The sequence below is a fragment of the Desulfosporosinus fructosivorans genome (assembly GCF_004766045.1).
Lineage (GTDB): Bacteria > Bacillota > Desulfitobacteriia > Desulfitobacteriales > Desulfitobacteriaceae > Desulfosporosinus > Desulfosporosinus fructosivorans.
Map to the genome: position 1 here is coordinate 85,062 of NZ_SPQQ01000008.1, position 24,837 is coordinate 109,898.

General features: G+C 40.1%; 21 protein-coding genes and 3 pseudogenes. 19 read left to right on the forward strand and 5 right to left on the reverse strand.

Features of this window, described 5'->3' with window-relative positions; all coding sequences use genetic code 11:
- From E4K67_RS20350 to E4K67_RS20360, 3 genes are all read left to right on the forward strand, one after another.
- The coding region (locus E4K67_RS20350) for a reverse transcriptase domain-containing protein (RefSeq protein WP_243454556.1) at positions 1 to 818 on the forward strand (818 nt) is incomplete at its 5' end.
- Between the two features lie 166 nt (positions 819 to 984).
- Positions 985 to 1,734: a peroxide stress protein YaaA gene (gene yaaA, locus E4K67_RS20355; protein WP_135550084.1), complete on the forward strand. Its 750-nt coding sequence runs from the start codon at positions 985 to 987 to the stop codon at positions 1,732 to 1,734.
- 408 nt (positions 1,735 to 2,142) lie between these two features.
- Complete coding sequence (locus tag E4K67_RS20360) at positions 2,143 to 2,763, forward strand: hypothetical protein (protein WP_135550086.1); 621 nt, start codon at positions 2,143 to 2,145, stop codon at positions 2,761 to 2,763.
- Between the two features lie 34 nt (positions 2,764 to 2,797).
- On the opposite strand, the gene E4K67_RS20365 is transcribed toward E4K67_RS20360, so the two are convergent.
- Entirely contained in the window at positions 2,798 to 3,733 is a 936-nt protein-coding gene (locus E4K67_RS20365) for a tyrosine recombinase XerC (RefSeq protein WP_135550088.1), read from the reverse strand.
- Positions 3,734 to 3,849: 116 nt separating this feature from the next.
- On the opposite strand from E4K67_RS20365, the gene E4K67_RS20370 reads away from it, so the two are divergent.
- The 7 genes and pseudogenes from E4K67_RS20370 (at position 3,850) to E4K67_RS20400 (ending at position 15,524) form a co-directional block, all read left to right on the forward strand.
- Entirely contained in the window at positions 3,850 to 6,789 is a 2,940-nt protein-coding gene (locus tag E4K67_RS20370) for a DEAD/DEAH box helicase (protein ID WP_243454557.1), read from the forward strand.
- Positions 6,790 to 7,166: 377 nt separating this feature from the next.
- On the forward strand, positions 7,167 to 11,801 hold the full coding sequence (locus tag E4K67_RS20375; protein WP_476728671.1) for a RecQ family ATP-dependent DNA helicase: 4,635 nt from the start codon (positions 7,167 to 7,169) through the stop codon (positions 11,799 to 11,801).
- A gap of 139 nt (positions 11,802 to 11,940) precedes the next feature.
- A pseudogene (locus E4K67_RS31605) lies at positions 11,941 to 12,252 on the forward strand (IS1634 family transposase); the annotation flags it as partial.
- Positions 12,253 to 12,267: 15 nt separating this feature from the next.
- On the forward strand, positions 12,268 to 12,495 hold the full coding sequence (locus E4K67_RS20385) for a hypothetical protein (protein WP_135550092.1): 228 nt from the start codon (positions 12,268 to 12,270) through the stop codon (positions 12,493 to 12,495).
- Positions 12,496 to 12,767: 272 nt separating this feature from the next.
- A complete protein-coding gene (locus E4K67_RS20390) occupies positions 12,768 to 13,010 on the forward strand; it encodes a hypothetical protein (protein WP_135550094.1) in 243 nt (80 codons plus the stop codon).
- Between the two features lie 251 nt (positions 13,011 to 13,261).
- Positions 13,262 to 14,386, forward strand: a complete 1,125-nt coding sequence (locus tag E4K67_RS20395; protein WP_135550096.1) for an aldo/keto reductase — start codon at positions 13,262 to 13,264, stop codon at positions 14,384 to 14,386.
- A 232-nt stretch (positions 14,387 to 14,618) separates the two neighbouring features.
- Positions 14,619 to 15,524, forward strand: coding sequence for an AraC family transcriptional regulator (locus tag E4K67_RS20400; protein ID WP_135550098.1), 906 nt, complete (start codon positions 14,619 to 14,621; stop codon positions 15,522 to 15,524).
- Positions 15,525 to 15,742: 218 nt separating this feature from the next.
- Here the strand turns inward: E4K67_RS20400 and E4K67_RS20405 are convergent, their stop codons facing one another.
- Positions 15,743 to 16,054 (reverse strand): hypothetical protein, encoded by a 312-nt coding sequence (locus E4K67_RS20405; protein WP_206752219.1) that lies wholly within the window; start codon positions 16,052 to 16,054, stop codon positions 15,743 to 15,745.
- A 151-nt stretch (positions 16,055 to 16,205) separates the two neighbouring features.
- Between E4K67_RS20405 and E4K67_RS30745 the strand changes: the two genes are divergently transcribed.
- Positions 16,206 to 16,412, forward strand: coding sequence for a hypothetical protein (locus E4K67_RS30745; RefSeq protein ID WP_243454558.1), 207 nt, complete (start codon positions 16,206 to 16,208; stop codon positions 16,410 to 16,412).
- A gap of 716 nt (positions 16,413 to 17,128) precedes the next feature.
- Positions 17,129 to 17,345 (forward strand): annotated as a pseudogene (locus tag E4K67_RS20420) (DUF3102 domain-containing protein); the annotation flags it as partial.
- A 58-nt stretch (positions 17,346 to 17,403) separates the two neighbouring features.
- Here the strand turns inward: E4K67_RS20420 and E4K67_RS20425 are convergent.
- The 3 genes from E4K67_RS20425 to E4K67_RS20435 are packed head-to-tail and all read right to left on the reverse strand — an operon-like array spanning position 17,404 to position 19,257.
- Positions 17,404 to 18,204, reverse strand: coding sequence for a hypothetical protein (locus E4K67_RS20425; protein WP_135550104.1), 801 nt, complete (start codon positions 18,202 to 18,204; stop codon positions 17,404 to 17,406).
- Positions 18,198 to 18,893, reverse strand: a complete 696-nt coding sequence (locus tag E4K67_RS20430; protein WP_135550106.1) for an ABC transporter ATP-binding protein — start codon at positions 18,891 to 18,893, stop codon at positions 18,198 to 18,200. Before E4K67_RS20430 ends, E4K67_RS20425 begins: the two co-directional genes overlap by 7 nt.
- Positions 18,874 to 19,257 (reverse strand): GntR family transcriptional regulator, encoded by a 384-nt coding sequence (locus tag E4K67_RS20435; RefSeq protein WP_135550108.1) that lies wholly within the window; start codon positions 19,255 to 19,257, stop codon positions 18,874 to 18,876. Before E4K67_RS20435 ends, E4K67_RS20430 begins: the two co-directional genes overlap by 20 nt.
- Positions 19,258 to 19,647: 390 nt before the next feature.
- Here E4K67_RS20435 and E4K67_RS20440 point away from each other — a divergent pair.
- The 7 genes and pseudogenes from E4K67_RS20440 to E4K67_RS20460 all read left to right on the forward strand — a co-directional run.
- Positions 19,648 to 19,833 (forward strand): annotated as a pseudogene (locus tag E4K67_RS20440) (IS1595 family transposase); the annotation flags it as partial.
- A 112-nt stretch (positions 19,834 to 19,945) separates the two neighbouring features.
- Positions 19,946 to 20,353, forward strand: coding sequence for a bleomycin resistance protein (locus E4K67_RS20445; protein WP_135550110.1), 408 nt, complete (start codon positions 19,946 to 19,948; stop codon positions 20,351 to 20,353).
- Positions 20,310 to 20,849, forward strand: a complete 540-nt coding sequence (locus E4K67_RS30755) for a hypothetical protein (protein WP_243454559.1) — start codon at positions 20,310 to 20,312, stop codon at positions 20,847 to 20,849. Before E4K67_RS20445 ends, E4K67_RS30755 begins: the two co-directional genes overlap by 44 nt.
- Positions 20,794 to 21,360, forward strand: a complete 567-nt coding sequence (locus E4K67_RS30760) for a UvrD-helicase domain-containing protein (RefSeq protein ID WP_243454560.1) — start codon at positions 20,794 to 20,796, stop codon at positions 21,358 to 21,360. The genes E4K67_RS30755 and E4K67_RS30760 overlap by 56 nt, the downstream gene beginning before the upstream one ends.
- Positions 21,361 to 21,438: 78 nt before the next feature.
- Positions 21,439 to 22,185 (forward strand): 3'-5' exonuclease, encoded by a 747-nt coding sequence (locus tag E4K67_RS30765; protein ID WP_243454561.1) that lies wholly within the window; start codon positions 21,439 to 21,441, stop codon positions 22,183 to 22,185.
- 258 nt (positions 22,186 to 22,443) lie between these two features.
- A complete protein-coding gene (locus E4K67_RS20455; RefSeq protein ID WP_135550111.1) occupies positions 22,444 to 22,986 on the forward strand; it encodes a hypothetical protein in 543 nt (180 codons plus the stop codon).
- Positions 22,987 to 23,591: 605 nt separating this feature from the next.
- Positions 23,592 to 24,815: a PucR family transcriptional regulator gene (locus E4K67_RS20460; RefSeq protein ID WP_135550113.1), complete on the forward strand. Its 1,224-nt coding sequence runs from the start codon at positions 23,592 to 23,594 to the stop codon at positions 24,813 to 24,815.
- The last annotated feature ends 22 nt before the right edge of the window (positions 24,816 to 24,837 follow it).

The window sequence follows — 24,837 nt, forward strand, 5'->3', positions numbered from 1 at the left end:
TACGAAAATATTTCGATACCATCGAACATGGACAAATACAGGCAATGCTTCGACAACGGGTTAATGATGGAGTCGTTACAAGGCTGATAGGAAAGTGGCTAAATGCAGGTGTACAGGAGAAGGATCAACTCAGTTATCCAGAAGCCGGCTCTCCTCAGGGCGGGGTAATTTCGCCGCTTCTTAGTAACATCTATTTACATCACGTAATGGATGTATGGTTCGAGACGGTGGTCAAACCACGTATGACGGGAAAGGTATTCATGGTCCGTTTTGCCGATGATCTAATAGTAGGATTTTCAGATAAACAAGACGCCATGCGAGTAATGGAGGTTCTCCCCAAGAGGTTTGGCAAATTCGGACTTACAGTGCACCCTGAGAAGACACGCTTAGTTCCCTTCAACCGACCGAGGAAAGCAGACCAAAAACCAGATGAGGAATGTAGGACATTCGACTTCCTGGGTTTTACCCACTATTGGGGACGGAGTCTGAGAGGGAATTGGGTTGTCAGACGGAAAACTATAAGTAAGCGTTTGAGCAGCAAAATACAAGGGATAGGAAAGTGGTGTCGGGATAATCGGCACCTTCCCATAAGAGATCAGCATAAAATCCTATGTGTTAAACTGCAGGGACACTATCAGTATTATGGCATTAATGGGAATGCCAAGTGCCTTAGCGCTTTTCGTCACGCAGTATCGCATTTATGGCTAAAGTGGCTAAACCGACGGTCGCGGAAAGGTAAAAGAAACTGGGACTCGTTCAACGATTTCCTCAAGCATTTTCCACTTCCAACGCCAAAAATAATGCACTACAACATTTAGCAAAACCATAATAAGAGGAACCGGATGCGGGAAATCCGCACGTCCGGGTCTGTGGGGGTTGTGGGGGAGTAATCGCCCACTTCTACCCGGCTACAATTACCTTACTGTAAGCCTAGAAGAATAACCGGATTAACTTAATGGCGAATATTAAAGGATGTAAAATACATTGAAAATCATAATCTCTCCAGCGAAGAAAATGAATATGGACGCGGATTTTCTGCCGTCTCGCAATCCTCCGGTATACCTTGAAAAAGCCCAAAAGCTTAAAGAATATCTACAAAGCCTAACATACGAGGACCTTAAAAAACTGCTTTGCTGTAACGATGAGATTGCAAGGCTGAACTATGAACGCTATCAAAAAATGGATTTGTGCGGTTACACAAACCTGGCCATTTTATCCTACGATGGCATTCAGTACAAGTACATGGCACCACAGGTATTTGAGGACGATTATTTTGACTACATAGAAAATCATCTACGGATTTTATCTGGATTTTATGGGATATTGAAACCTTTCGATGGAGTTGTACCCTATCGATTGGAAATGCAGACAAAGTTAAAAACGGCCTTCTGTCATAATATGTATGACTATTGGAAAGATGATATCTATCGGGACCTAACCCAGAATGATACCACGATTTTGAATCTTGCTTCTACTGAATACAGTAAAACTGTTGAGAAATACCTGACAGCCGACATTAATTACATTACCTGCAGATTCGGCGAACTGATCGGCAGTATAGTTATAGAAAAAGGAGTTTATGTTAAAATGGCTCGCGGTGAAATGGTGCGTTTCATGGCTGAAAACGCGGTTGAAAATTTGGATGAAATCAAAGAGTTTAATAGACTTAATTTTATTTATATGGATGAGCTATCGGATAACAAAACCTTTGTTTTTTTGAAGACCAGAAAGTAAAACCATATTTAAAAACAACATTGAGCGAGATGGATTGGAACTAACTGCTGCTGATCAAAGTTTCCTTGGGCGTTTCTCTTAAGGAAGATTTTTTTAAGAACAATCCAAAGATTCCCTGCTCTCAGTTCAAACCGGCACGTGGGAGATTCCTTTGTTTAAAGTAAATTTTGCATCATCATGTTGCGATCGGTTACAAGAAGACGATGGTGGCGAATAAAGTAAGAAATTAACTCTAACCTCACAAATTTTAGGTATCAACGACATCGATGTCAGATAGGGATTATTGAAACCGATATACATTATGCCAAAATGGGGCTAATATCAGGAGGAGATATAGTAGTAAACCTCTGGCGATAAATAAACAAAGTTTATATTATCTCAGAAATCCTAAGAAAAGGGTGAAGAGTTTTGAGCGGAATTAAATTTCTTTTTATTAGCGGAGAAGGCGAGGTGTACCCAGTCCCGGTTTTAAAGAAGTCGAACTATAAAGCGGTACCAATGCTAGCAAATGAGTCAGTCCTAGTAGTTGAACTGTTTTACGAGATTGAAAACAGAAAACCTTTGCGGTTAATCTATGCTGGGTTTGACAGGATTCAACTTGATGGGCATGGTCAGTATATACTGACTATGGAGGAGAAAGTGAGCAAGTCTTACAACATACACCATTTTGGATTAGCAAGCGCGGAGGAATTAAGCAAAAGAGAAGACCCCATAGCAATTCCAATGGCACCGATTGTTCCTAATACTAAAGAAAAAGAAGCCTTGATTAGTTTTATAAAAAGAAAATATCCGATCTTATGGGAGAATAGCCCGGAGATAGTTGAGCTTTCCATACAATCTAGGTTTAATAAACATTATGATCTCGTAAATCTAGTTAAGAAATCAACAGTTATCAGGCGAAAAATAAACTGGCAGAGTACAAATAGAGATGAAATTCTAATTTTGGGGTATTTAAATAGCATCCTGATAATACTGAGTTTTAGGTGCCGTATAGTTTACAGACATATAGGAACAAATATAAACTTCTAAATATTAAAACTTTAGTCGCAGATGTGCTTGGTAATTAGTTAAACATCATAGCAAGCGGGTTTGAATTGACAGCAGATTGCAATTGATGTTCATCAATATGAGTATAAATTTCGGTTGTGGCCACGCTTTCGTGTCCTAAAATTTGCTGAAGTGATCGTATATCAACCCGTCCATACTTGTACATTAATGTGGCTGCTGTATGGCGAAGTTTGTGGGTTGATATGTATTTCGGATCGAGTCCTGAAGCAATTACATATTTCTTTACGACATTTTGAATAGCTTTGGTTGTCATCCGCCTGTTGTTTCTTGAAATAAACAGTGCATTGGTAGGTATATCGAAGGAGCTCCGAATTTGAATCCATTTATTAATCGATTTTTTGGCAGCTGGAGTCAAATAGATTCTACGTTCCTTGTTCCCTTTGCCAACGACACTAATAACTTCATTATCCACTTGGTCGATATCTAAGCTTGCTAATTCGGATAAACGTAAAGCACAGTTTAGAAAAATGGTTATTATGCTATGATCGCGTGGAGACTTCTCGCATTGAATTAGAAGCCTGACTGATTCTTCTAGACTTAAGTATTTGGGTATTCTTTTAGGGAGTTTTGGGGTCTCCAATTCTTCAGCAATATTGTTATCAATGAGATGAACCTTGGTTTTAAGATACTTCCAAAATTGACGGATAGATACAATTTTTCTTGCTCTAGTACCGGCAGCAGCGTGTAGTTCAGTTTGACAATAGGCAATGAATGTATACATATCGTTAAGAGATATTGTTTTAATGAATTCCAAGTCTACCCCTACAAAGATTTTGTCAGTTATAGGCTTGTTTCGGGATGCCATTACAAAGCTGAAAAACATAAGTAAATCCGTTCGGTATTCTTTAACCGTGTTTTCTGACCTGCCTTTTATAACGACAAGATACCCTAGGTACTGTTCAACAAGTTGACAAGTTTTATTGGATTGCATTTGCTAATCATCTCCTTGCAAGTAGTATTGACTTAATTTGCAGAAGACAACAAATGCACATAACCAGAAGTTGGAAGAGGCTTGCGTAAGTTACAATTAGGCTAATAATGTGCACTTTGCTGATAAAGATAAGCCCCAAGAAAAAATATGAAAGCATATCTAACGGAAAAGAGGAAGTCAATATGTGCTACTTCATTGAAACATATGATAGCTTGAGGTATCCAATAGATAGCAATGAATCAATTGGCCTCCGAAACGCTCAGATTGGAGCTATTCATGCTATAGCGTCATATGACACCTTTAATAAGAAGTGTGCAGCAATTGTTGTAATGCCTACTGGCTCAGGGAAAACAGGGGTGCTAATGATGGCACCTTATGTGACTCAAAGACATAAAGTGTTAATTGTAACGCCGAGCATAATGGTGCGCGGTCAAATATACGAGGACTTTTCTCACTTGCATACTCTCAGGAAAATCCACGTGTTTCATGAGGATGTAGTTCCACCACGCACCTATGAGCTTAAGAACAAGTTTTCTGAGGAATTACAAGAAGACGTATCAAGTGCTGATGTCGTTGTGGCTACGCCGCAGGTTGCGCTGTCTTTATCTGAAAATGAGATAAAAGCTTCTTTTGATTACATTATCGTTGATGAAGCACATCATGTACCTGCTCAAACGTGGCAAAGTATACTAAACAACATGAAAGATGTTAATACAATCTTATTTACAGCTACTCCGTTTAGGATGGATAGAAAAGAAATTAGGGGCGAAAACATTTATACCTACCCATTGTCGTTAGCATATAGGGATGGAATATTTGGAGAAGTAACATATATTCCAATTGAAGAGGCACCAGAAAAAGATGATCTTATAGCCATTGAAGCAGAAAGAGTTCTAATAAACGACAGAGAGCAAGGATTTGACCATTATTTAATGGTTAGAACCGATACAAAGGATAGCGCTAAGGCACTTGAGAAATTATACAGCAGTGTTACTCAACTCAGGCTTAAGAGAATTGATAGCTCGACAACATACAATACTGTCGCACGTGCAATTGCTTCGCTTAAATTAAAGGAAATCGATGGTTTGATTTGTGTTGATATGCTAGGTGAAGGTTTCGATTTTCCAAATCTTAAAATAGCCGCTGTACATGCTCCCCACAAATCATTAGCTAGCACTTTGCAGTTTATCGGAAGATTTGCCCGAACAAATGCTGATAATATCGGCAAAGCAAAGTTCATTGCAATGAATGATAATGATCTTGTTATTGAAAATTACAAAATGTACGCAAGCGATGCTGTGTGGCAAGAGATCATAATTGATATGAGTGAGCGAAAAATACATGAGGAAGAAAGTGTGAAAAACAATTTAAAAGAGTATTCAAGAATAACTGATGTCGAAAAATCATCTGATGACACTGTTTCTCTACATAATATCAGGCCCAATTGCCATGCAAAAGTGTACCATATTTCTAATTTCGACATAGAAGGCGCTTTCCCTAAATCATGTGGAGTGCAAGATAATGTCTATCGTAGTTATGCAGATAATACGGTTATAGGTCTTGCTGCAATGAAAACTGGTCCAGTCTGGCTTGAAGGGGATCAAGCGTTGGACGTCCAGAATTTTTTATATATTGTCCACTATCAGCCGGATACATCACTTTTGTTCATTTATTCTCAAAATAAAACGGAAGCTTATTATGAAGAAATAGCAGAGGCATTCTCTGAATTGTATGAGAAAATTCCAAGAAATGAGATGCACCGAGTTTTGGGCAACATGAAAGATTATCAGTTCTTTAATACGGGGATGCAGAACAGATATTCTGAGGATGGAGAATCATATAGGATCTATGCAGGGTCAAATACTGCATCTTCAATTGATGAAACCACAGGAAAAATGAGATCTGCTGGTCATGCTTTTTGTAAAGCGAACAAGGATAACGTTCCAGTTACGATAGGGTACAGCAGCGGCTCCAAAATATGGAGCAGTTTATATTTGAAGATACCAGAATACGTGGCATGGTGCAATGAATGCGGCTCAAAGATTGCAGATGAAGGTATTATTGTAAAAACTCAAACAAATTATGACCTTTTACCTATACCAAAAAGGCTACAAAATTATCCGAGTTCTGTTTTCTTTACCTTTTTCTCTGACAAAACTTATTTGTCACCTCCATCAATCTTTTTAGGGGGGGACTTGACTGATTACGTGCTAACTGATGTAGTTGTCAAAATCGATAATGTCAAGGAAAAACAGATCGAGTTTACGGCTAGTATAGATAGCATAGTGGAGCATTTATCATGTGATATTAATGGCAAATACAAGTCTGAGCTTAATCAGATATATATCAAGGATGGAAGAAATAGGGTATCTCTCGTTGAACATCTTAATGACAATCCGTTACAATTTAAGACTACAAATGATGCGCTAATTGTTGGGAATGAAATATGCACAGGAAATCCGGACGCCATCGCTTTTTCATTGAACAATATTGATGCTGTAGACTGGGAGGCATATAATACTGACATAAGAAACGAGTGTGGAGATCCCACCGAAACAGGGAGATCAATTCATGCTGCGTTGCTGGATATGTTTGATGGAGATACGTCATTTCATTACCTCATATATGATCATGGAACTGGCGAAATTGCTGATTTTCTAACGGTATCAGAAGAAGAATTTTCGATAGACGTTACTTTATATCATGTAAAAGCTATGGGTGCTCAAAACTTTAATAGTGGTGTTAATGATATCTATGAAGTAACACAACAAGCAGTAAAGTCCACAATATGGCTCAAATCAAAGTCAACTTTATTGCAAAAACTTGTTGAACGGCGAAAAGGTGGTAGGTGTATTCTTCATAAGGGAGATTTTGAACAACTGAAAAGGTTGTTAAGGACGAACAAGTACTTTTCCGCAAAAATGGTCATTGTTCAGCCGTCGATAAGTAAAGGTATTGCAATGCCGGCTAAGTACCAGGAAGTGCTCGCATCTACAAAATTCTATGTTGATCACAGTGGTAGGGTTAAGGGACTTCGCATTTGGGGAAATAAATAAGAACTGGCATAACAGCTGGTATAAATATAGTTGCAGTAATAAGGAAATCCGGCTACCCATCATCCATATTATCTGCTTCTAATGCACCTTTCCTTTGGAGCAAACTGATTATATCGAAAGTGGTTTAGTTAATGGGTCATTATTAGCCGAAGGCCTTATCTTGCCTGGAGAAAACCACCAAGTCTTTAAAGGAGGAAACGAACCTGAAACCCATCGTCTTTATCGATATCGAAATTGAACCGAAAAGTGGAAAGATACTTGATATCGGCGGTGTCAAGGGCGTTGGCAGTTCATTTCACTCCAATTCTTTGGTTGACTTCGCCAAGTTTCTCTATGGGTCGGAATATGTTTGCGGTCACAATATCTTCAATCATGATTTGAAATACATTCGCAATGCCCTTATTTATGCTGGCCTTGAGGATGCAAATATCATTGATACGTTGTTTCTTTCGCCGCTTCTTTTCCCAGCCAAACCTTATCATAAGCTACTCAAGGACGATAAGCTGCAAACAGAAGACACTAACAATCCGCTGAATGATTCCATCAAAGCAAAAGACCTTTTCTTTGATGAGATTGCAGCTTTTCAGCAGGCAGATGCCGATTTAAAACAAATCTATTATCAGCTCTTGAGAGACCAAAAGGAGTTTTTCTCCTTCTTTCATTTCCTTGGCTATCAAGCAGATCATATCAATCTCGAAAAAGTGATTCGTGAAAAGTTTCATTCCCAAATCTGTAAAAATAGTGATTTGGCCAAGATAATCGTAGACTATCCCATCGAACTGTCCTACTGTCTGGCGCTGATCAATACCGATAACCGATATTCCATTACGCCGCCCTGGGTTTTGAAGAACTATCCGGCAGTAGAACGGATCATGTTTTTATTAAGAAGCAGCCCGTGCCTGACAGGCTGTGGGTATTGCGATCAGGCGCTTGACGTTCATCAGGGGCTGAAACGTTTCTTCGGCTTTGCTGATTACCGAACCTATGCCGGGGAACCTTTGCAGAAGAAGGCCGTCCAAGCCGCCGTTGATAACAAATCTCTTTTGGCCATCTTTCCTACCGGTGGCGGGAAGTCCATTACCTTTCAAGTGCCGGCCTTAATGAGCGGGATCAACACCAAGGGGCTGACAGTCGTCATCTCCCCATTGCAGTCCTTGATGAAAGACCAGGTGGATAACCTGGAAAAATTGAATATCACAGATGGTGTGACGATTAATGGTTTGCTGGACCCGATCGAAAGAGCCAAAGCTTTGGAACGAGTAGAAAATGGTTCAGCCTCGATCCTTTATATCTCGCCGGAATCCTTGCGTTCCAAGACTATTGAACGTTTGCTTTTAGGGAGAAATGTGGTCCGTTTCGTGATCGATGAAGCTCACTGTTTTTCATCCTGGGGTCAAGATTTCCGGGTGGACTATTTATATATTGGGGACTTTATCAAAAGCTTTCAGGAAAAGAAAAGTCTTCTAGAAGGAATTCCTGTTTCTTGTTTTACGGCGACAGCCAAGCAGAAGGTGATCGAAGATATCCGGGATTATTTCAAGGAAAAGTTATCTCTGGAATTGGAAGTCTTTAGTTCCAATGCCTCTAGGACCAATCTTCATTATGAGGTGTTCGAAAAGCATGATGAGGAGGAAAAGTACAACACCCTTAGGAATATGATCGAAGAAAAGAATTGTCCGACGATCATTTATGTTTCACGTACCCGTAAAGCAGAAGTATTGGCGCAAAGATTAACCCAAGACGGTTATCAGGCCAGAGCCTACCATGGTCAGATGGACAAGCAGGAGAAAACAGAAAATCAGGATCTCTTTATGCGAGGAGAGATTCAGATCATGGTAGCCACTTCTGCTTTTGGCATGGGGGTGGATAAGAAAGATGTTGGTCTGGTAATTCATTACGACATCTCCGATTCCCTGGAAAATTACATTCAGGAAGCAGGAAGAGCAGGACGGGACGAAACTATTTCGGCCGCCTGTTTTGTGCTGTTTAATGACGATGACCTGAGTAAGCATTTTGTGATGTTGAATCAGACCAAGCTGAGTATCCAGGAAATTCAGCAGGTCTGGAAGGCTGTTAAAGATATCACCAAAACACGGGCAAAGGCATCCCAATCCACCTTAGAGATTGCCCGCAAGGCCGGTTGGGATGATAGCATCATGGACATTGGCACCAGAGTGACCACGGCAATTGCGGCCTTGGAAAACGCAGGCTATCTGAAAAGAGGTCAGAATAGCCCGAGGCTCTACGCGAACAGTATTTTGGCCAAAAATGCCGAAGAGGCCGTTCAGAAGATTTACAGTTCCAGTCGTTTTAGTGATAAGCAAAAGGAACAGGCATCGAGGATCATTAAGAAACTGATCTCCAGTAAAAGCAAAGGACGCTCCGGTGATGAAGTGGCAGAAGCAAGGATCGATTATATCTCCGATCATTTGGGTATTGTGAAAGAGGAAGTCATCCAGATTGTCAGTCTTTTGCGGGATGAAAAGATATTAGCAGATTCTCAAGACCTGAATGCCTTTATTAAGAAAAAGGATAGTAAGAAAAATTCCCTGAGTATCCTGAAGACCTATGGGCAAATCGAAAAATTTCTACTCACCATAATCAGCGATGAGGAAAAAATCATCCACCTCAAAGAGCTGAATGAGCAGGCTGAAGCGTCGGCCTGTGAAGATGTCTCGCCCAATAAGATCAAAACCATTTTGAATCTTTGGGCGATCAAAAACTGGATCAGACGACAGACGACACCCCATTCTAAAAACCACCTTGCCGTTCTTACGCTTTTTGATACAGAGACCTTGACAGCAAAGCTCGAAAAACGGAATGATATCGCCCAATTTATTTTGGCTGAACTTTATGATCTAAGCAAAGCAGACTCCGGTACGGAGGAAAGCAGTCAGGAGGAAGTGCCGGTTGCTTTTTCTGTTTTAGAATTGAAAGATAAATACTCCAAGAGATCTACCCTCTTTCGGAGTAGCGCGACGACGGAAGAGATTGAAGATGCACTTTTTCATCTTTCCAGAATCGAAGCCTTGAAGATCGAGGGCGGCTTTATGGTGGTTTATAATGCGCTGACGATTGAACGTCTGGAGAAGGACAACAAAAAGCGTTACAAAGTAGAGGATTACCGGAGACTGGAAGAGTATTACCAGAATAAAGTCCAGCAAATCCATATTGTTGGAGAATATGCCCGGAAAATGATCAGGAATTATCAAGAGGCCCTGCAATTTGTGGATGATTATTTTAAGTTGAATTACCTGTCCTTTCTGCATAAATATTTTCCGGGCAGCCGTCAGGAGGAAATCAAACGAAACATTACACCCTCAAAGTTCAAACAACTGTTTGGCGAATTATCACCGACCCAACTAAAAATCATCAATGATAAGGAATCGAAAACCATTGTCGTCGCCGCTGGACCGGGAAGCGGTAAGACGCGGATTCTGGTGCATAAGTTGGCGTCTCTATTGTTAATGGAAGATGTCAAGCATGAGCAATTGCTGATGGTGACATTTTCCAGATCGGCTGCTACGGAATTCAAGAAGCGTTTGTTAAAGCTGATCGGCAATCCTGCCCACTTCATCGAGATCAAAACTTTTCATTCCTACTGCTTTGACTTATTGGGAAGAGTGGGATCCCTGGAAAAGTCAGGGGAGATCATTCTGGAAACGATTAAGCGGATCAAGAACGGACAAGTTGAACCGGGCAGGATTACGAAAACGGTCTTGGTCATTGATGAAGCCCAGGACATGGATGCCCATGAATTTGCCTTGGTTAAGGCTTTGATGGAACAGAACGAGGGGATGCGGGTCATTGCCGTCGGGGATGATGACCAGAATATTTTTGAATTCAGGGGCGCAAGTTCCAAATATATGGAGAACCTGATTACGGAACCAGATGCCGTGATGGTTGAACTGGTTGAAAACTACAGGAGCAAGCGCAATCTCGTCGATTTTACCAACCAGTTTTTAATGCGCATTCCGAACCGTTTGAAGCACACGCCTATTATGGCTGTCCAGAGTGACAATGGCAAGCTTAAACGGGTCCGTTATCGAAGCCGTCATTTGATTACTCCATTAGTCCAGGACATCCTCGCGGAAGGGCTTACAGGAAGCACCTGTGTTTTGACGAAGAGGAATGAAGAGGCTTTACAGATTGCAGGACTGCTCATCAAGAACGGTAGGCAGGCCAAGCTGATCCAGTCCAATGAAGGGTTTAGTCTCTATAACCTTTTGGAAATCCGGTATTTTCTGAGCCGCCTTAATTTGGCGGACGATGTCTATATCATCCATGATGAGCTTTGGGAAAATGCCAAACGAAAACTGGCAGAGCGGTTTGGCAGCAGCTTGAATTTAGAGAGTTGTCTTAATCTTATCCAAGATTTTGAGGCGGCGAATCCGAAGTATAAATATAAATCTGACCTAGAGATCTTTATCCGTGAATCTGTGCTGGAAGATTTCATTGGCGAAAATATGGAAACGATCTTTGTTTCGACCATTCACAAGGCCAAAGGCCGGGAGTTTGACAATGTCTTTCTGATGCTGGACCAATTCAACCCTGGAACGAACGAGGGGAAACGCCAGCTTTATGTTGGGATGACTAGGGCAAAACACAATCTTACCCTTTACGATAACGGGACCTATCTGGATTCCATTATAGCCGAGGGGATGCAAGTGGTTCTTGATTCCCAAACCTATCTGCCCCCCCAAGAATTGCTCATGCAATTATCCCATCGGGATGTTCAGTTGGATTTCTTCCTTTACTATCCGCATTTAATTAAAGAGCTGAATAGCGGGGAGTTCCTTGGTTTTGACGAGAATGGCTGTAATAATTCTAAGGGACAAGCAGTTGTCAAATTCTCCAAACAATTTTTAACACAAATTGCGTCGCTGAGGCATAAGAATTATGTGCCGAAAACAGCTAAAATAAGATTCATAGTTTACTGGCAGAAAGAAAACACAGAGCGCGAGGTTAGAATTGTTTTGCCAGAGCTTTACTTTGAGAAAATATTGCCATAATCGTTTTTGCTGTCATTGATTATGGCAGTTTTATCTATGGCTCAGCGTCTACTTTACAAATTGATTAGTAGCGTATACTTCCATTTTAGAATGGATTTCATATCTTTGAAAAGAGTAATGGTTCTAGTTCTATATAGTACTACGGCCAGTCTATCATCGTAAAGAAGAACGGATACGAGCGCATGTCCTACTGTGTTGGTTATCCCCTCTCCTCGTTAGAATCGCAGAGGTTAACACTAAGGAAACTTGGCCCCAATTACGCTCGGAACTGGAAGGTATGCATCTGATTGAATACGAATCGACAGATGGTAAGGTCTATCAAAGAACAGAGATAACCGAAGGTCAAAAGAGAATTCTTTTTTTGCTTAAAATCTCGGAACCCGCCAAAATACTGGATATTAACCTTTTTAGGGGGTCAAAACGTAGACAAACTAGTAAAGAAACTATATAAGGGAGGTTTTGATTTTTGTCTAAATTTGAATTTTTAACGTATTTAATTTTTTCATGGTTACCTATTATCACAATTGTTACGGGGGCAATTTTAATGATAGCGGGTGCTGTTTTAAAACATAAAGGGCTTGCATATAAAAAATTGTTTACAGCAGGAATTATATTTCTAGCCATTTTCCTTTTATGTTTAGTTGCACTTGGGGTTATGGGGCTAATTGGTGTGGATCCAGGAAGGTTTGATTGATTTTCATATACGGACAAGGTTAAAGCCTCGTGTCGTAGTTTTTATCCTACGCAGGAGGCTTTAACCTTGTCGGAAGTCCTCACAGATACGATCATAGTTGATTCGTCTTGAACCGTTTCCCAATCTTCGCTGAAGCTTTTCGAGAAACGTTCATAGCTTTCGAAGAGACAAGAAGATCGTAATTCTTTGCAAATCCAGTAAGTCTCCTTCCAATACAATTGCCTAGGCTGAATCGGTCTGGTCAGTAAAAGGTGGTCGTCTGAGGTTTGTCAGTGAGAAGATTGAAGGTATTTAAAGGAGGGAAAAGTGGAAAAATACTTGATATCGGCGGTATCAAGGGCGTTGGCAGTTCATTTCACTCCAATTCTATGGTTGACTTCGCCAAGTTTCTCTATGGGTCGGAATATGTTTGCGGTCACAATATCCTCAATCATGATTTGAAATACATTCGCAAGGCCCTCATTTATGCTGGCCTTGCGAATGTATTTCAAATCATTGATACCTTTTTGTCTTAGGCCACTTGAATTAATCGCAGGTGGCCATTTTGTATGATATTAGGGAAATAAATTAATTCTTGACCTTGAGTCAACTCTAAGATGTATAATCGAAATATCTTACTAGGAGTTTTTAAATTTTGGCTGTGGAGATATACTAAGAGGAAAAATGCCATGATTTGCATAGCAGGTCTTGCGTACTTGGTCAGGATATGCGGCAGATAAATTTTCTAAATCGAGTAAGCGGAATAAAATGGAAAGAAGTTGAAACAATGGAATACGTACAATATGGGGAAACAGGGATGAAAGTATCTAGATTTGGACTTGGGTGCATGCGGTTTCCTTCGGATGAGAAAGAAGCTATTGATATGGTACGTTACGCTATCGATCATGGCGTGAATTACCTTGATACCGCATTTATTTACAAAAATAGCGAGATCATAACAGGAAAAGCTTTAAAAGATGGCTATAGAAATAAAATTTATTTAGCGACGAAAAGTCCTATTTGGAATATCGAAAAATATCAAGATTTCGAAAAGTATCTGGATGAAGAATTAATACGACTTGGAACAGACCATATTGACGTGTATCTTCTGCATAATATGAATCATGGACATTGGGAGAAGGTCAAGAAATTTGATGGTCTGACTTTCTTAGATAAAATGATTGAAAAGGGGAAAATAGCTCATAAAGCTTTTTCTATTCACAATACCTTAGAGGCCTTTAAAGAAATTGTGGACAGCTATGAATGGGAGATGGCTCAAATTCAGCTTAATATTCTAGATGTGAAACAACAAGTGGGCCTCGAAGGCCTGCTATATGCGGCAAATAAAGGCTTAGCGACAGTTGTAATGGAACCCCTAAGAGGGGGTTATATCCTCAATACTGTGCCCAAGGAGGTAGAGGATTTAATTAATCAATATCCGGAAAAGCGTTCTTTAGTAGAATGGTGTTTTAGGTGGCTTTACAACATGCCAGAAGTATCCGTAATTTTGAGCGGTACAAGCACTCTAGAGCAACTAAAAGATAATCTGAAAATTTTTGAAGATGCAGCAGCAAATGTTATGTCAGAAGAGGACTTGCATTTGATTGAAATGATACGTGAGGCTTATGAAGCCAAAAAGAGCATTGGCTGTACCGGCTGTAGATACTGTATGCCCTGTCCACAGGGTGTAGCAATTCCTGATATATTTAAGCTATATAACAGCCAACAGCTTATGAAATCACATGTAATAGACGCAGTTGTATATCAAAGCAATTTGGTACCAACCGGTACCGGTGGGGATCAATGTGTGTCTTGTGGAATTTGTACAGAAAATTGCCCACAGACTTTAGAAATTCCGGAATTATTGAAAAGAGTTCATACGGAATTAATGAACACTACTCGTGCACTATAATTCCCTTGGCCTGGAATTATGGAAGAGGGGGGAGTATATAAAGTACCTATAGTTGATTTTATTGCCATTCATGGGGAGTTTAGCGATACGACTATACAAAGATTAATTTATTGAATTATAAAGAGAATTAGCGCTTAAACTTTATAGATCTGAGGCTCTGCGATTGAACTTAGCAATCCAGGTCAAGAATTATTGCTCCTTTTGATTTATGCTGTTACAAAGGGGTGAGAAAATGAATCAGGTTGAAACAGTAATGGCAGTTCAGAAAATGCAGGATTATATTGATGCCCATATATATGAAAAAATCACACTTAAGCAACTCTCAAATGCGGCTGGATATTCTTCATGGTACTCGGCGAGAATTTTTAAAGAGATAACGGGAAGAACGTCCTTTGATTATATTCGTGCTTCAAGATTAACCAGAGCAGCACTTGTTCTTCGTGATGAGGAACGAAAAATAATAGATGTTGCCTTGGATTTTGTATTTGACTCTCACGAAGGCTTCACTCGTGCTTTTTCAAAAGAGTTTGGCTTACCCCCCAAACGATATAGTCTAAACACTCCGCCTATCCAACTTTTCATGCCTGCAAGAGTTTTCGATACCTTCCGAGCATTTCATAAAGGAGGAATGAAGATGAGTGAGAAAAAAGCAACCAAAACAGTCTTTGTGCAAATTATAGAACGTCCTGCCAGAAAGGTGCTTCTAAAGCGAGGATTTAAAGCAACAGAGTATTTTGCATACTGCGAAGAAGTCGGCTGTGATGTGTGGTCTATGCTTTCCAGTGTTAAAGAAGCAATGTATGAACCCATTGGAATGTGGTTGCCGGAAGACCTGATAAAAAATGGTACTTCCCAATATGTGCAGGGTGTGGAGTTGCCGCTTGATTACAATAATGCTGTCCCTGATGGATATGATCTGATCGAGTTGCCACCTTGCAAGATGATGGTTTTTCAAGGAGAACCTTATAACGACGATGACTTTATGGAGGCTATCGGCGAAATTTGGAAGCACATTGAGAAATTCAACCCCAATATTTACGGATATAAATGGGCACCTGAAACAGCACCGAGATTTCAACTTGCTCCGTTGGGGTATAGAGGGTATATTGAGGCGCGTCCTGTTGATACAGTGAATTAACGTCATAAGATGAGCATTTAACGTTATATGAGAAAGCATCCTTTGTATGCCTAAGTGGCCACAAGGATGCTTTCTCATGGGTCTTTAAGTAATAGTTTCCAGTAGCTTTATGGGCCTATAAATACGGGTAACTTCCCTTGTTATAAATCTCGGTACGATGATTGCTGGGGTAAAAGTCCAGACCGGTAACTGCTTTGCCCAGGAGTACTTTTGCAGCCTTAAAGATTAGTCTTCAGAGGCTCAGATGAAAAACGCACACGCATAAGCTTGGGTTTCCTCGCCTTGCTCCCAAAGATAGGGATGCTCACCCAGACGCTCCTGCACCTCTGGTTCCGTTCAGCAACTTCCAGCAAACTAACCCCCAACAAATCCACGTCGATCACAACCTGTTGTTGATCAATTGGTAATAGCCGGAGAACCCGAGCCAGCTCACACCGCATCACGACCAACTCATCCACTGCAACCCCTATTTGCTGTAGAATCTCTAGATCGAAGCCTTCTGTATCCCGTTGTTTGAGCCGGAGAATCATGTAGACCTCGTTCGTAACAATTCGCCGCCACCAAGCAGAAAATGACATTGTAACAGAGAACGGAGAAACGCTGATCCGCTACACAACAGAAGGCAAAGCGCCGTACCATCAGTGTAGGTCGTTTTACATAAAAGATGCCTCAGGGGAAACCGTGACAGCCAAAAACTATGATATTCGAAGGGATGCGGCGCACCCGAACGAGTTTACGCAGGTATACCCGCTTCTTGACTTGAGCAAAGGATATTATGCCAGCACAAGTAAGTATCAAGACTTTACAGGAGCAACTGGACGCTGCCAAGAATGGCGACGCCTCAGCCGCAAAATCGCCGTCCTGCAAAAGGATATTAAAGCCGCTTAGATCAAACTCTCGGCCAACAAAGTCGTCTTTCTCTTCAACAGTCAGGCAGTTTTCGCGAATTAATTGAGTCGAAACAGAGGTTGCTTGTCACAGGTGAGGGCTTGAACACATAGGTTATGAGTGAGGTTGTTCAAATTCACCAGCATCTTTGACTTAGGCTGCAGGAGAAAGTGAGGTAAGTGAGTTGAGTATTCCATTAAAAGAAAAGGTCGTAAAAGAATTAGAAGACTATCTATAAACTGACCTCTACCAAGTTCCAAGGAGACTGATATTGTTTAACGGTATATTCGAATATGTAAAGTTACTACTCAGGGTCATCGAGAATACGGGACGTTCTACGAATATCTTATTCCAACGCTGCCACAAAAGAGCGTTTGGAGCGGCTTGGAATTAGCTACAAAACTACTTGGTGGTGTACCATCCGAGATTCCACGTCCATTACAGTATGATGATGAACCTGCCACGATAGCGGCGCTTGACGGTTTCGCCATAGAAAACGGCTTTATCATAGATATTGACGACACCCGCCGTCATCACGAGATATACATTTCCGACCCCCGCAAGATAGCGCCGGGGAAATTGAAAACAGTGCTTCGGCATCCGATACGCAGTGCATGATGTTATTGGATACATGAGGGGTATCCGCATGAGGGGAGAGGGAAGTCAGATGAAAGGGATGAAAAAAAACCTGGGGGTATTGGCTTGCGGAGGCCTAGGCCCTGCTCAAGTATGTAGAATGGGGCAGTGGCTGGAGGAGTCGGTTGATTTCTCCCAGAGCAGGGCAAATAAACTGATGCGTATCTTCAAAGAGTACGGAACCGGACAGCCTACCTCCTCAAATTCGGATTCGAATCCGAATTTAAACTACAGCCAGGCGGTGCTTCTTTTAGGTATCCAAAGGAGGAACGGGCGCAATTCATCATCGATATGGATGCAGTCTTTCGATATAGACTCTTCCCCAGAAAACGACTTCTTATAACGCCTTGTGAAATCAATTTTCTATTCGATTTTCCATCAGAAAAGAAGAGCCTAAGAAAAGTGAACCACCAAATAATAGTACAAAAATTAGTGAGCTTAAAGATTCCTCTATTCCAAACAGATCAAACTCAACAATAGGAAATTTTACAATTTGTGTCGCTGCAACTATAAAAACAGCTATACAAGCAATAAACATACTTATACCGATCGGAACTGCAATCCGATTTTTGTGGGTTATAGACTTTGAAAAAGCTATACAAAACATAACAAGTATATAGATTAATGCTAAGATGTAAATTGCATACAGCGCAACAATAGAACTTTTTCCTGGAGAAGATATTATAATCCTGGCATTATAAAGAGTTGAATCTACGATTTCTTTGTTGAAATTGGAATTTACAAGAACATAGGCCATGATGGAAAGTGCTGCAGTCATTTGGAACACTATGGTCGATAAAAGCATAACAATCAATTTGGACAGAATCTTTTTCCAGGAAATTATGGGTATCATGAGTTCAAGTACTGCTTGTTTTCCTGATAAATCCTTTTCAAATCGATAGATATTTTCAATTATTGGCAAGAAAAATAGCCCCGTTGCAATACCAAAATACAGTAAAGAAATTAAGCCTAAAGTGAAACTTCCATTTTGCCCATTGTCCCCTATCCCCATGACCATTTTTGACAAAGCATCGTTCCAAAAGAAAACCCTAGTGATTGATAATAGAAGCACCTGTAAAACGATGAAGCCACCCAAAATATTTCTTGATACTTTCCATTTTTTATAGATCTCATAACCCAGTAGTCGAATTAACATGCAAAAACCTCCCTGTAGATCTCGTCCAGAGTCATTTTCTTTTCATTTCTTAATTCTTCGGCATTTCCGTGAAGTTCCACTTTGCCTTCCTTTAAGAAATAAACCTCATCCAACATACTTTCCATTTCGTTAATAAGATGGCTTGTTATAATCATTGAGCTTTCAAAGTTAAAGGCCTTTAAAATCGACACCAAAATCTGCTCCCTCGCCACTGGATCAACCCCGTTTAATGGCTCGTCAAGAATAATGAGCTTGGCATCTCTTGCCAAAGTTAAGGCCAAAGCGAGTTTTTCCTTCATACCCTTTGAAAGACTTGTAACTTTCATATCGCTCGTTAATTTCATGAACTCTAAAAGATCATCAAAGCGCTTGCTATTAAAGTCCTTGTAGAATCTTATGTACACGTCTTTAGCATCCTTAATCTTCATCCAACTATATAAAAACTCACTATCTGGAAGGTAGGCTACGAGTTCTTTAGTTTTGTAGCCGATCTCATTTTCGCATATCTTAATACTCCCAGCAGTTGGCCTTATCAACCCCACAAGAATCTTTAAGAAGGTTGTTTTCCCACTACCGTTCGGGCCTAATAGCCCAACGATCTTACCTTGTTCGATGACTAAGTTAATCCCTAACAATACCTGCTTTTTAAAATATTTTTTTCCAACAGATTCAACTTCTAATATTTTCATTTTCGTGTTCCTCCAATTCTAGTTTCAGATACTTCATTAACTCACTTTTTTTCATGCCCAATTCGTTCATTTCGCTCACAAATCGATGGGTGTATTTTTTAGCCTGCGTCGTCCTTAAGGTTTCTAGCAGCTCATCTCCATCGACTACAAAGGTTCCTATCCCTCTTTGAGAATAAGTAATACCCTCTCTTTCAAGCTCTAATAAGACTCTTTGAATTGTGTTTGGGTTAACCTTAAAGCTCTCTGACATATCTCTGACAGAGGGCATCTTGTCTCCCGCCTTTAATCGTCCTGAAATAATATCTGCTTTTATTCTTTGAATGAGTTGCAAATATATTGGTGCTTTATCCGATTGAAAATGCATCTTATCATCTCTTTTCTAGTAAACTAGTGTACCAGTATAATAACACACTAACTGATAGATTTCAATCTTCAGTCCCTTCAAAATTTACGATTGCGTAGACGAAAGCCCCCGACTTCAGTTATAAATAACAGAGAACAGAGAACCATCAATTGTGGGTTCGCTGTTCTCTGCATGTAAACAATGTACAAGTTGGCTAATAATTGGAAGTTCTCAGAAGCATAGGTTTGGAGCAGTTAGTAGGATAATCAGAAGTTGCTGTATTTATGATTCCCCTCATTAAAATGTGTGCCTAGGAGGAAATTTGGGCTAATTTATAGAAGGATTATGGAGATATGTAGTTTGCAGATGCGAAATAGAGATGATAGCATTCTATATTTACAATAGGGGGAGATTGTACACAGCAAGTTAAAAAAGTGGATGGATGGGTTTAATGGTGTTGCAACTAAATATATCAGTAATTATATGTATTGGTTCAAATGGTTACAATTGTTTGAAAATGATAAGGAAGCAGTAAAAATCAAAAACTTCATGGTTCAAAGTAATGTAGCCCATGCTTATACAAAGATATCGGATTAAAGAGAACCTATATTCATTTGAATATATCATTATATGGAAATTTATAGTGTATTTAACATATAAGCAAACTACAATTGAATTTCAAATTAAAATAGAATGGGGTTGATTAAAGATGATTTTTAATAAAATGGTTCCTGAATTATCTGTAAGTAATATCAATATATCTAAAAAATTCTATATTGATACACTTGGTTTTAAAGTAGAATATGAAAGAGAAGAAGATAAATTTGCTTTCATTTCACTTGATGGTGTTCAATTGATGCTAGATGAAGGCGTTAACGGAAGTTGGAGTACAGGAATTACAGAATATCCATTCGGAAGAGGGATTAACTTTCAATTTTTTGTAGGTGATGTAAAGAATGTTATATTAAATCTAAGTAATAATAATATAAAATTCTTTAAAGAACCTTTTGTTAGTGAATATAGAATAGACTCAGAAATGCAAGTGTTTGAAGAAATATTGGTACAAGACCCAGATGGATATTTATTACGATTTTCAGAGTTACAACAAAAAGATTAACAGTTCCAGTCGTTTTAGTGAAACGCAAAAGGAACAGGCCACGAGGATCATTAAGAAACTGATCTCCAGTAAAAGCAAAGGACGCTCCAGTGATGAAGTCGCGGAAGCCAGGATCGATTATATCTCCGATCATTTGGGGATTGTGAAAGAGGAAGTCATCCAGATTGTCAGTCTTTTGCGGGATGAAAAGATTTTAGCAGATTCCAAAGACCTGAATGCCTTTATTAAGAAAAAGGAGAGTAAGAAAAATTCCCTGAGTATCTTGAAGACCTATGGGCAAATCGAAAAATTTCTCCTCACAGTGATCAGCGATGAGGAAAAAATCATTCACCTCAAAGAGCTGAATGAGCAGGCTGAAGCGTCGGCCTGTGCAGATGTCTCACCCAATAAGCTCAAAACCATTCTGAATCTTTGGGCGATCAAGAACTGGATCAAACTTATTGGGAAGAGTTGGATCACTGGAAAAGTCAGGGGAGATCATTCAGGAAACAATTAAGCGGATCAAGAACGGACAAGTCGAACCGGGCAGGATTACGAAAACGGTCTTGGTTATTGATGAAGCCCAGGACATGGATGCCCATGAATTTGCCTTGGTCAAGGCTTTAATGGAACAGAACGAGGGGATGCGGGTCATTGCCGTAGGGGATGATGACCAGAATATTTTTGAATTCAGGGGTGCAAGTTCCAAATATATGGAAAACCTGATTACGGGACCAGATGCCGTGCTGGTTGAACTGGTTGAAAACTACCGGAGTAAGCGCAATCTCGTCGATTTTACCAACCGGTTTTTATTGCGCATTACGAACCGGTTAAAGCAGACGCCCATTATGGCTGTCCAGAGTGATAATGGCAAGCTTAAACGGGTCCGCTATCGAAGCCGTCACTTGATTACTCCCTTAGTCAAGGACATCCTCGCCGAAGGGCTGATCGGAAGCACCTGTGTTTTGACGAAGAGGAATGAAGAAGCTTTACAGATTGCCGGACTGCTCATCAAGAACGGCAGGTAGGCCAAGCTGATCCAGTCCAATGAAGGGTTTAATCTATATAACCTTTTAGAAATCCGGTATTTTCTGAGCCGCCTCAATTTGGCTGACGATGTCTATATCATCCATGATGAGCTTTGGGAAAATGCCAAACGGAAATTGGCAGAGCGGTTTGGCAGCAGCTTGAATTTAGAGAGCTGTCTTAATCTGATCCAAGAGTTTGAGGCGGAGAATCCGAAGTATAAGTATAAATCTGACCTGGAGATCTTTATCCGCGAATCCGTGCTGGAAGATTTCATTGGCGAAACTAGGGAAACGATCTTTGTGTCAACCATTCACAAGGCTAAAGGTCGAGAGTTTGACAATGTCTTTCTGATGCTGGACCAATTCAACCCTGGAACGAACGAGGGGAAACGCCAGCTTTATGTTGGGATGACTAGGGCAAAACACAATCTTACCCTTTACGATAACGGGACCTATTTGGATTCCATTAAAGCTGAGGGGATGCAAGTGGTTCTTGATTCCCAAACCTATCTGCCACCTCAAGAATTGGTCATGCAATTATCCCATCGGGATGTTCAGCTGGATTTTTTCCTTTACTATCCGCATTTGATTAAGGAGCTGAAGAGCGGGGAGTTCCTTGCTTTTGACGAGAATGGCTGTAATAATTCCAAGGGACAAGCAGTTGTCAGATTCTCTAAACAATTTTTAAAACAAATAGAGTCGCTGAGGCATAAGAATTATGTGCCGAGGACAGCTAAGATAAGATTTATTGTCTACTGGCAGAAAGAAAATACTGAGCGCGAGGTTAGAATTGTTTTGCCGGAGCTTTACTTTGAGAAGAAATAGATGGCTTTGACCGTAGGCGAATAAACAGCGTTCCGAGGGAATCTAATATTAGAATCAGAAAAAGATGAGGCTAAGTTTAACTGTTGCCAGCACAACCGCGCCTAGAGAGGAAGATTTGACTGCGCCGTGGAAAGAATTGGGTTGGATTTAATGAATATCTTTGATAAGATTACGGTGAGAAATTAACTTAATTATACAATAGTGTAATCAAGTTATTGAGGTTGAAGGACTAACAATTACAAAGGGGAATGAAAGAAGATGGTAGAGCAAAAGGTTTTAGAAATGTTGAATGAGCTAATGGGTGAAATTAAGAAAACGAGAGCTGACCTAACAAGCGAAATAACACAAACGAGAGCTGACCTAACAAGCGAAATAACACAAACGAGAGCCGATCTATCAAGCGAAATAACACAAACGAGAACTGATCTATCAAACGAAATATTGCAAACGAGAACAGATCTATCAAACGAAATATTACAAACGAGAGCTGATCTATCAAGCGAAATAACACAAACGAGAGCTGACCTATCAGGCGAAATAAATACGATAAAATCCGAAGTTGGTAGAAACCGCATACTATTGGAGGAGGTACAAAACCAGATTAAAACGGTTGCCGAGGGAGTAACGTCATTGAGGGAACAAACTGTTCAGCAATTCGAAACACTTACACACTATGTAAACGAAAAAACGAGTTTACTAGAGAAGGTTATCCGAAACGATGTTGCTGAAGCGAAACACATAAAAGGTATATTGGGCGAACATGAGGTTTCTATAAGGCATTTGAAAAGCAAAAGTTTATAAGGACAAAATGAGCCACAGAAAATGCGGTTCTCTTTTTTTTATGTCGGCGACTCAGGCAGCTAAGTGATTGCCAAGTAAGCTTCTCCGTCAGCCTGTTCAGCCTGATTATGCTGGTGCTGCGGAAAAAGAAGGGACACTTATTTATAGAAGAGAAAGAAAAATTCAAAAACAAAAATCACAAAAATGATTAAAAACGAGGCGCAGCCGAGGTTTTTCTTAATCACCACGACTCGCAAGCCTCCGGCTACTGGTTCAAAGACAAGCCAGAAACCGTTCCAGTTGTTCGATATTTGAACAATGATAAGCAGAAGTGCAATTTTTCTGGTATTTTTCCATGCGCTGGTAGATAAGTTATAGTCATCCCCAGGCCGCCCCAGAGGTTTCCCCAACGCTGGCGAGCTATGATGCTATCAAAGAAATGTAGGCATAATTGATTGATAATGAGCGCATTTGTTTGTAAGCACTAAATGAAAAAACAAAGGTTTGATTCTTGTGAAGAAATCAAACCTTTGTTTTATACGAACCGACCATATCTGATATAATAATACAAATTGCAACATCAAGAACAGCGACCTAAGATGACTTTCTGCGGAAGAGGGTATGTTATGAATATTGAAGAAGCGCAAACTGTGCAAACTGATTTACTAAAGATTATCGCAGAAGGAGCTGGAGTAGCTGGTATAGTCAACATCCTAGCCAAGGCGACTGAATTGCCAGTCGTTGTGACGAATGAATTTTATAAAGTTCTTGGTTCTTCCCATGAGGATTATCCAAGAAACTCATTTGTCAGAAGTTGTATCAATGGGACAGAAAAAAATCCGGGATTATGCCAGATAAAACTAGAACAAAGTATTAAACTAGCTTATGTCTTTCCGAGTTATATTAAAAATGAAACACTCGGATTTTTATATATTTTTAGTGACGCTTCAGATAGGATGGATATAAAAGACTTCGGAAAAATTGCTTCTCTCGTCTTGACCGTTCAATTAACAAAAGATAAAGAGCTTTTGCTAACGGAAAAGAGATATGTCGACGCGTTCTTGTTTGATCTTCTCTATGGCAACATAGAATCAGGGGAGGACATCCTCGCCAGAGGGGAACTTTGGGGATGGGATCTAAGTCGACCACAATGCGTATTAGTCTTTGAATTAGATGATTATGACTATTTTACGGAAGATAAAAACTTACTTGAGATACTCATTGAGAGTGTTAGGTTTGTGATGAAGGAGATGGGTGAAAAACCTATTCTAACTAAGAAAAAGGGAGAAGTTATAGCCATCCTTTTTAAGACCAAGGGCAGTAAACATGAACAGCGGGAATACATGAAATTAGTGGTTGACAAGATACAGAGCCTTGCCCAACAACGAATTCCTGCTAGAGTGCTGAGGCTGGGAATTGGAAGGATATACGAAAATCCAAACGAAATATTCCGTAGCTATCAAGAGGCAAAAGTGGCTTTAGAACTAGGTAAGTTGATGCACTCGCGTTTGAGAACCCCATTCTTTGAATATTTAGGGTTAGCTAGGATTCTTTATAATCATGACCGCCAGGAGTTAGCAGAGTTATACCAAGAGACTTTAGGTGAACTCGAACGGTATGATAGTGCGCACAACACTGAGTTGATGAAAACTTTAGAAAATTTTTTATCACACCGCTGCGATTTAAAGGAGACCGCTAAAACGAGTTATATACATCCCAACACCTTGCGTTATCGCTTGAAGAAGATTCAGGAAATATTGGATCTCGATTTCGATGATTTTGATACAAAGCTGAATCTTATGGTTGCCTTCAAGATTAAGCATCTAAAAGTATCCGATATAGATGAGTAGTGCTTGATGGGTTTAGAAGGTA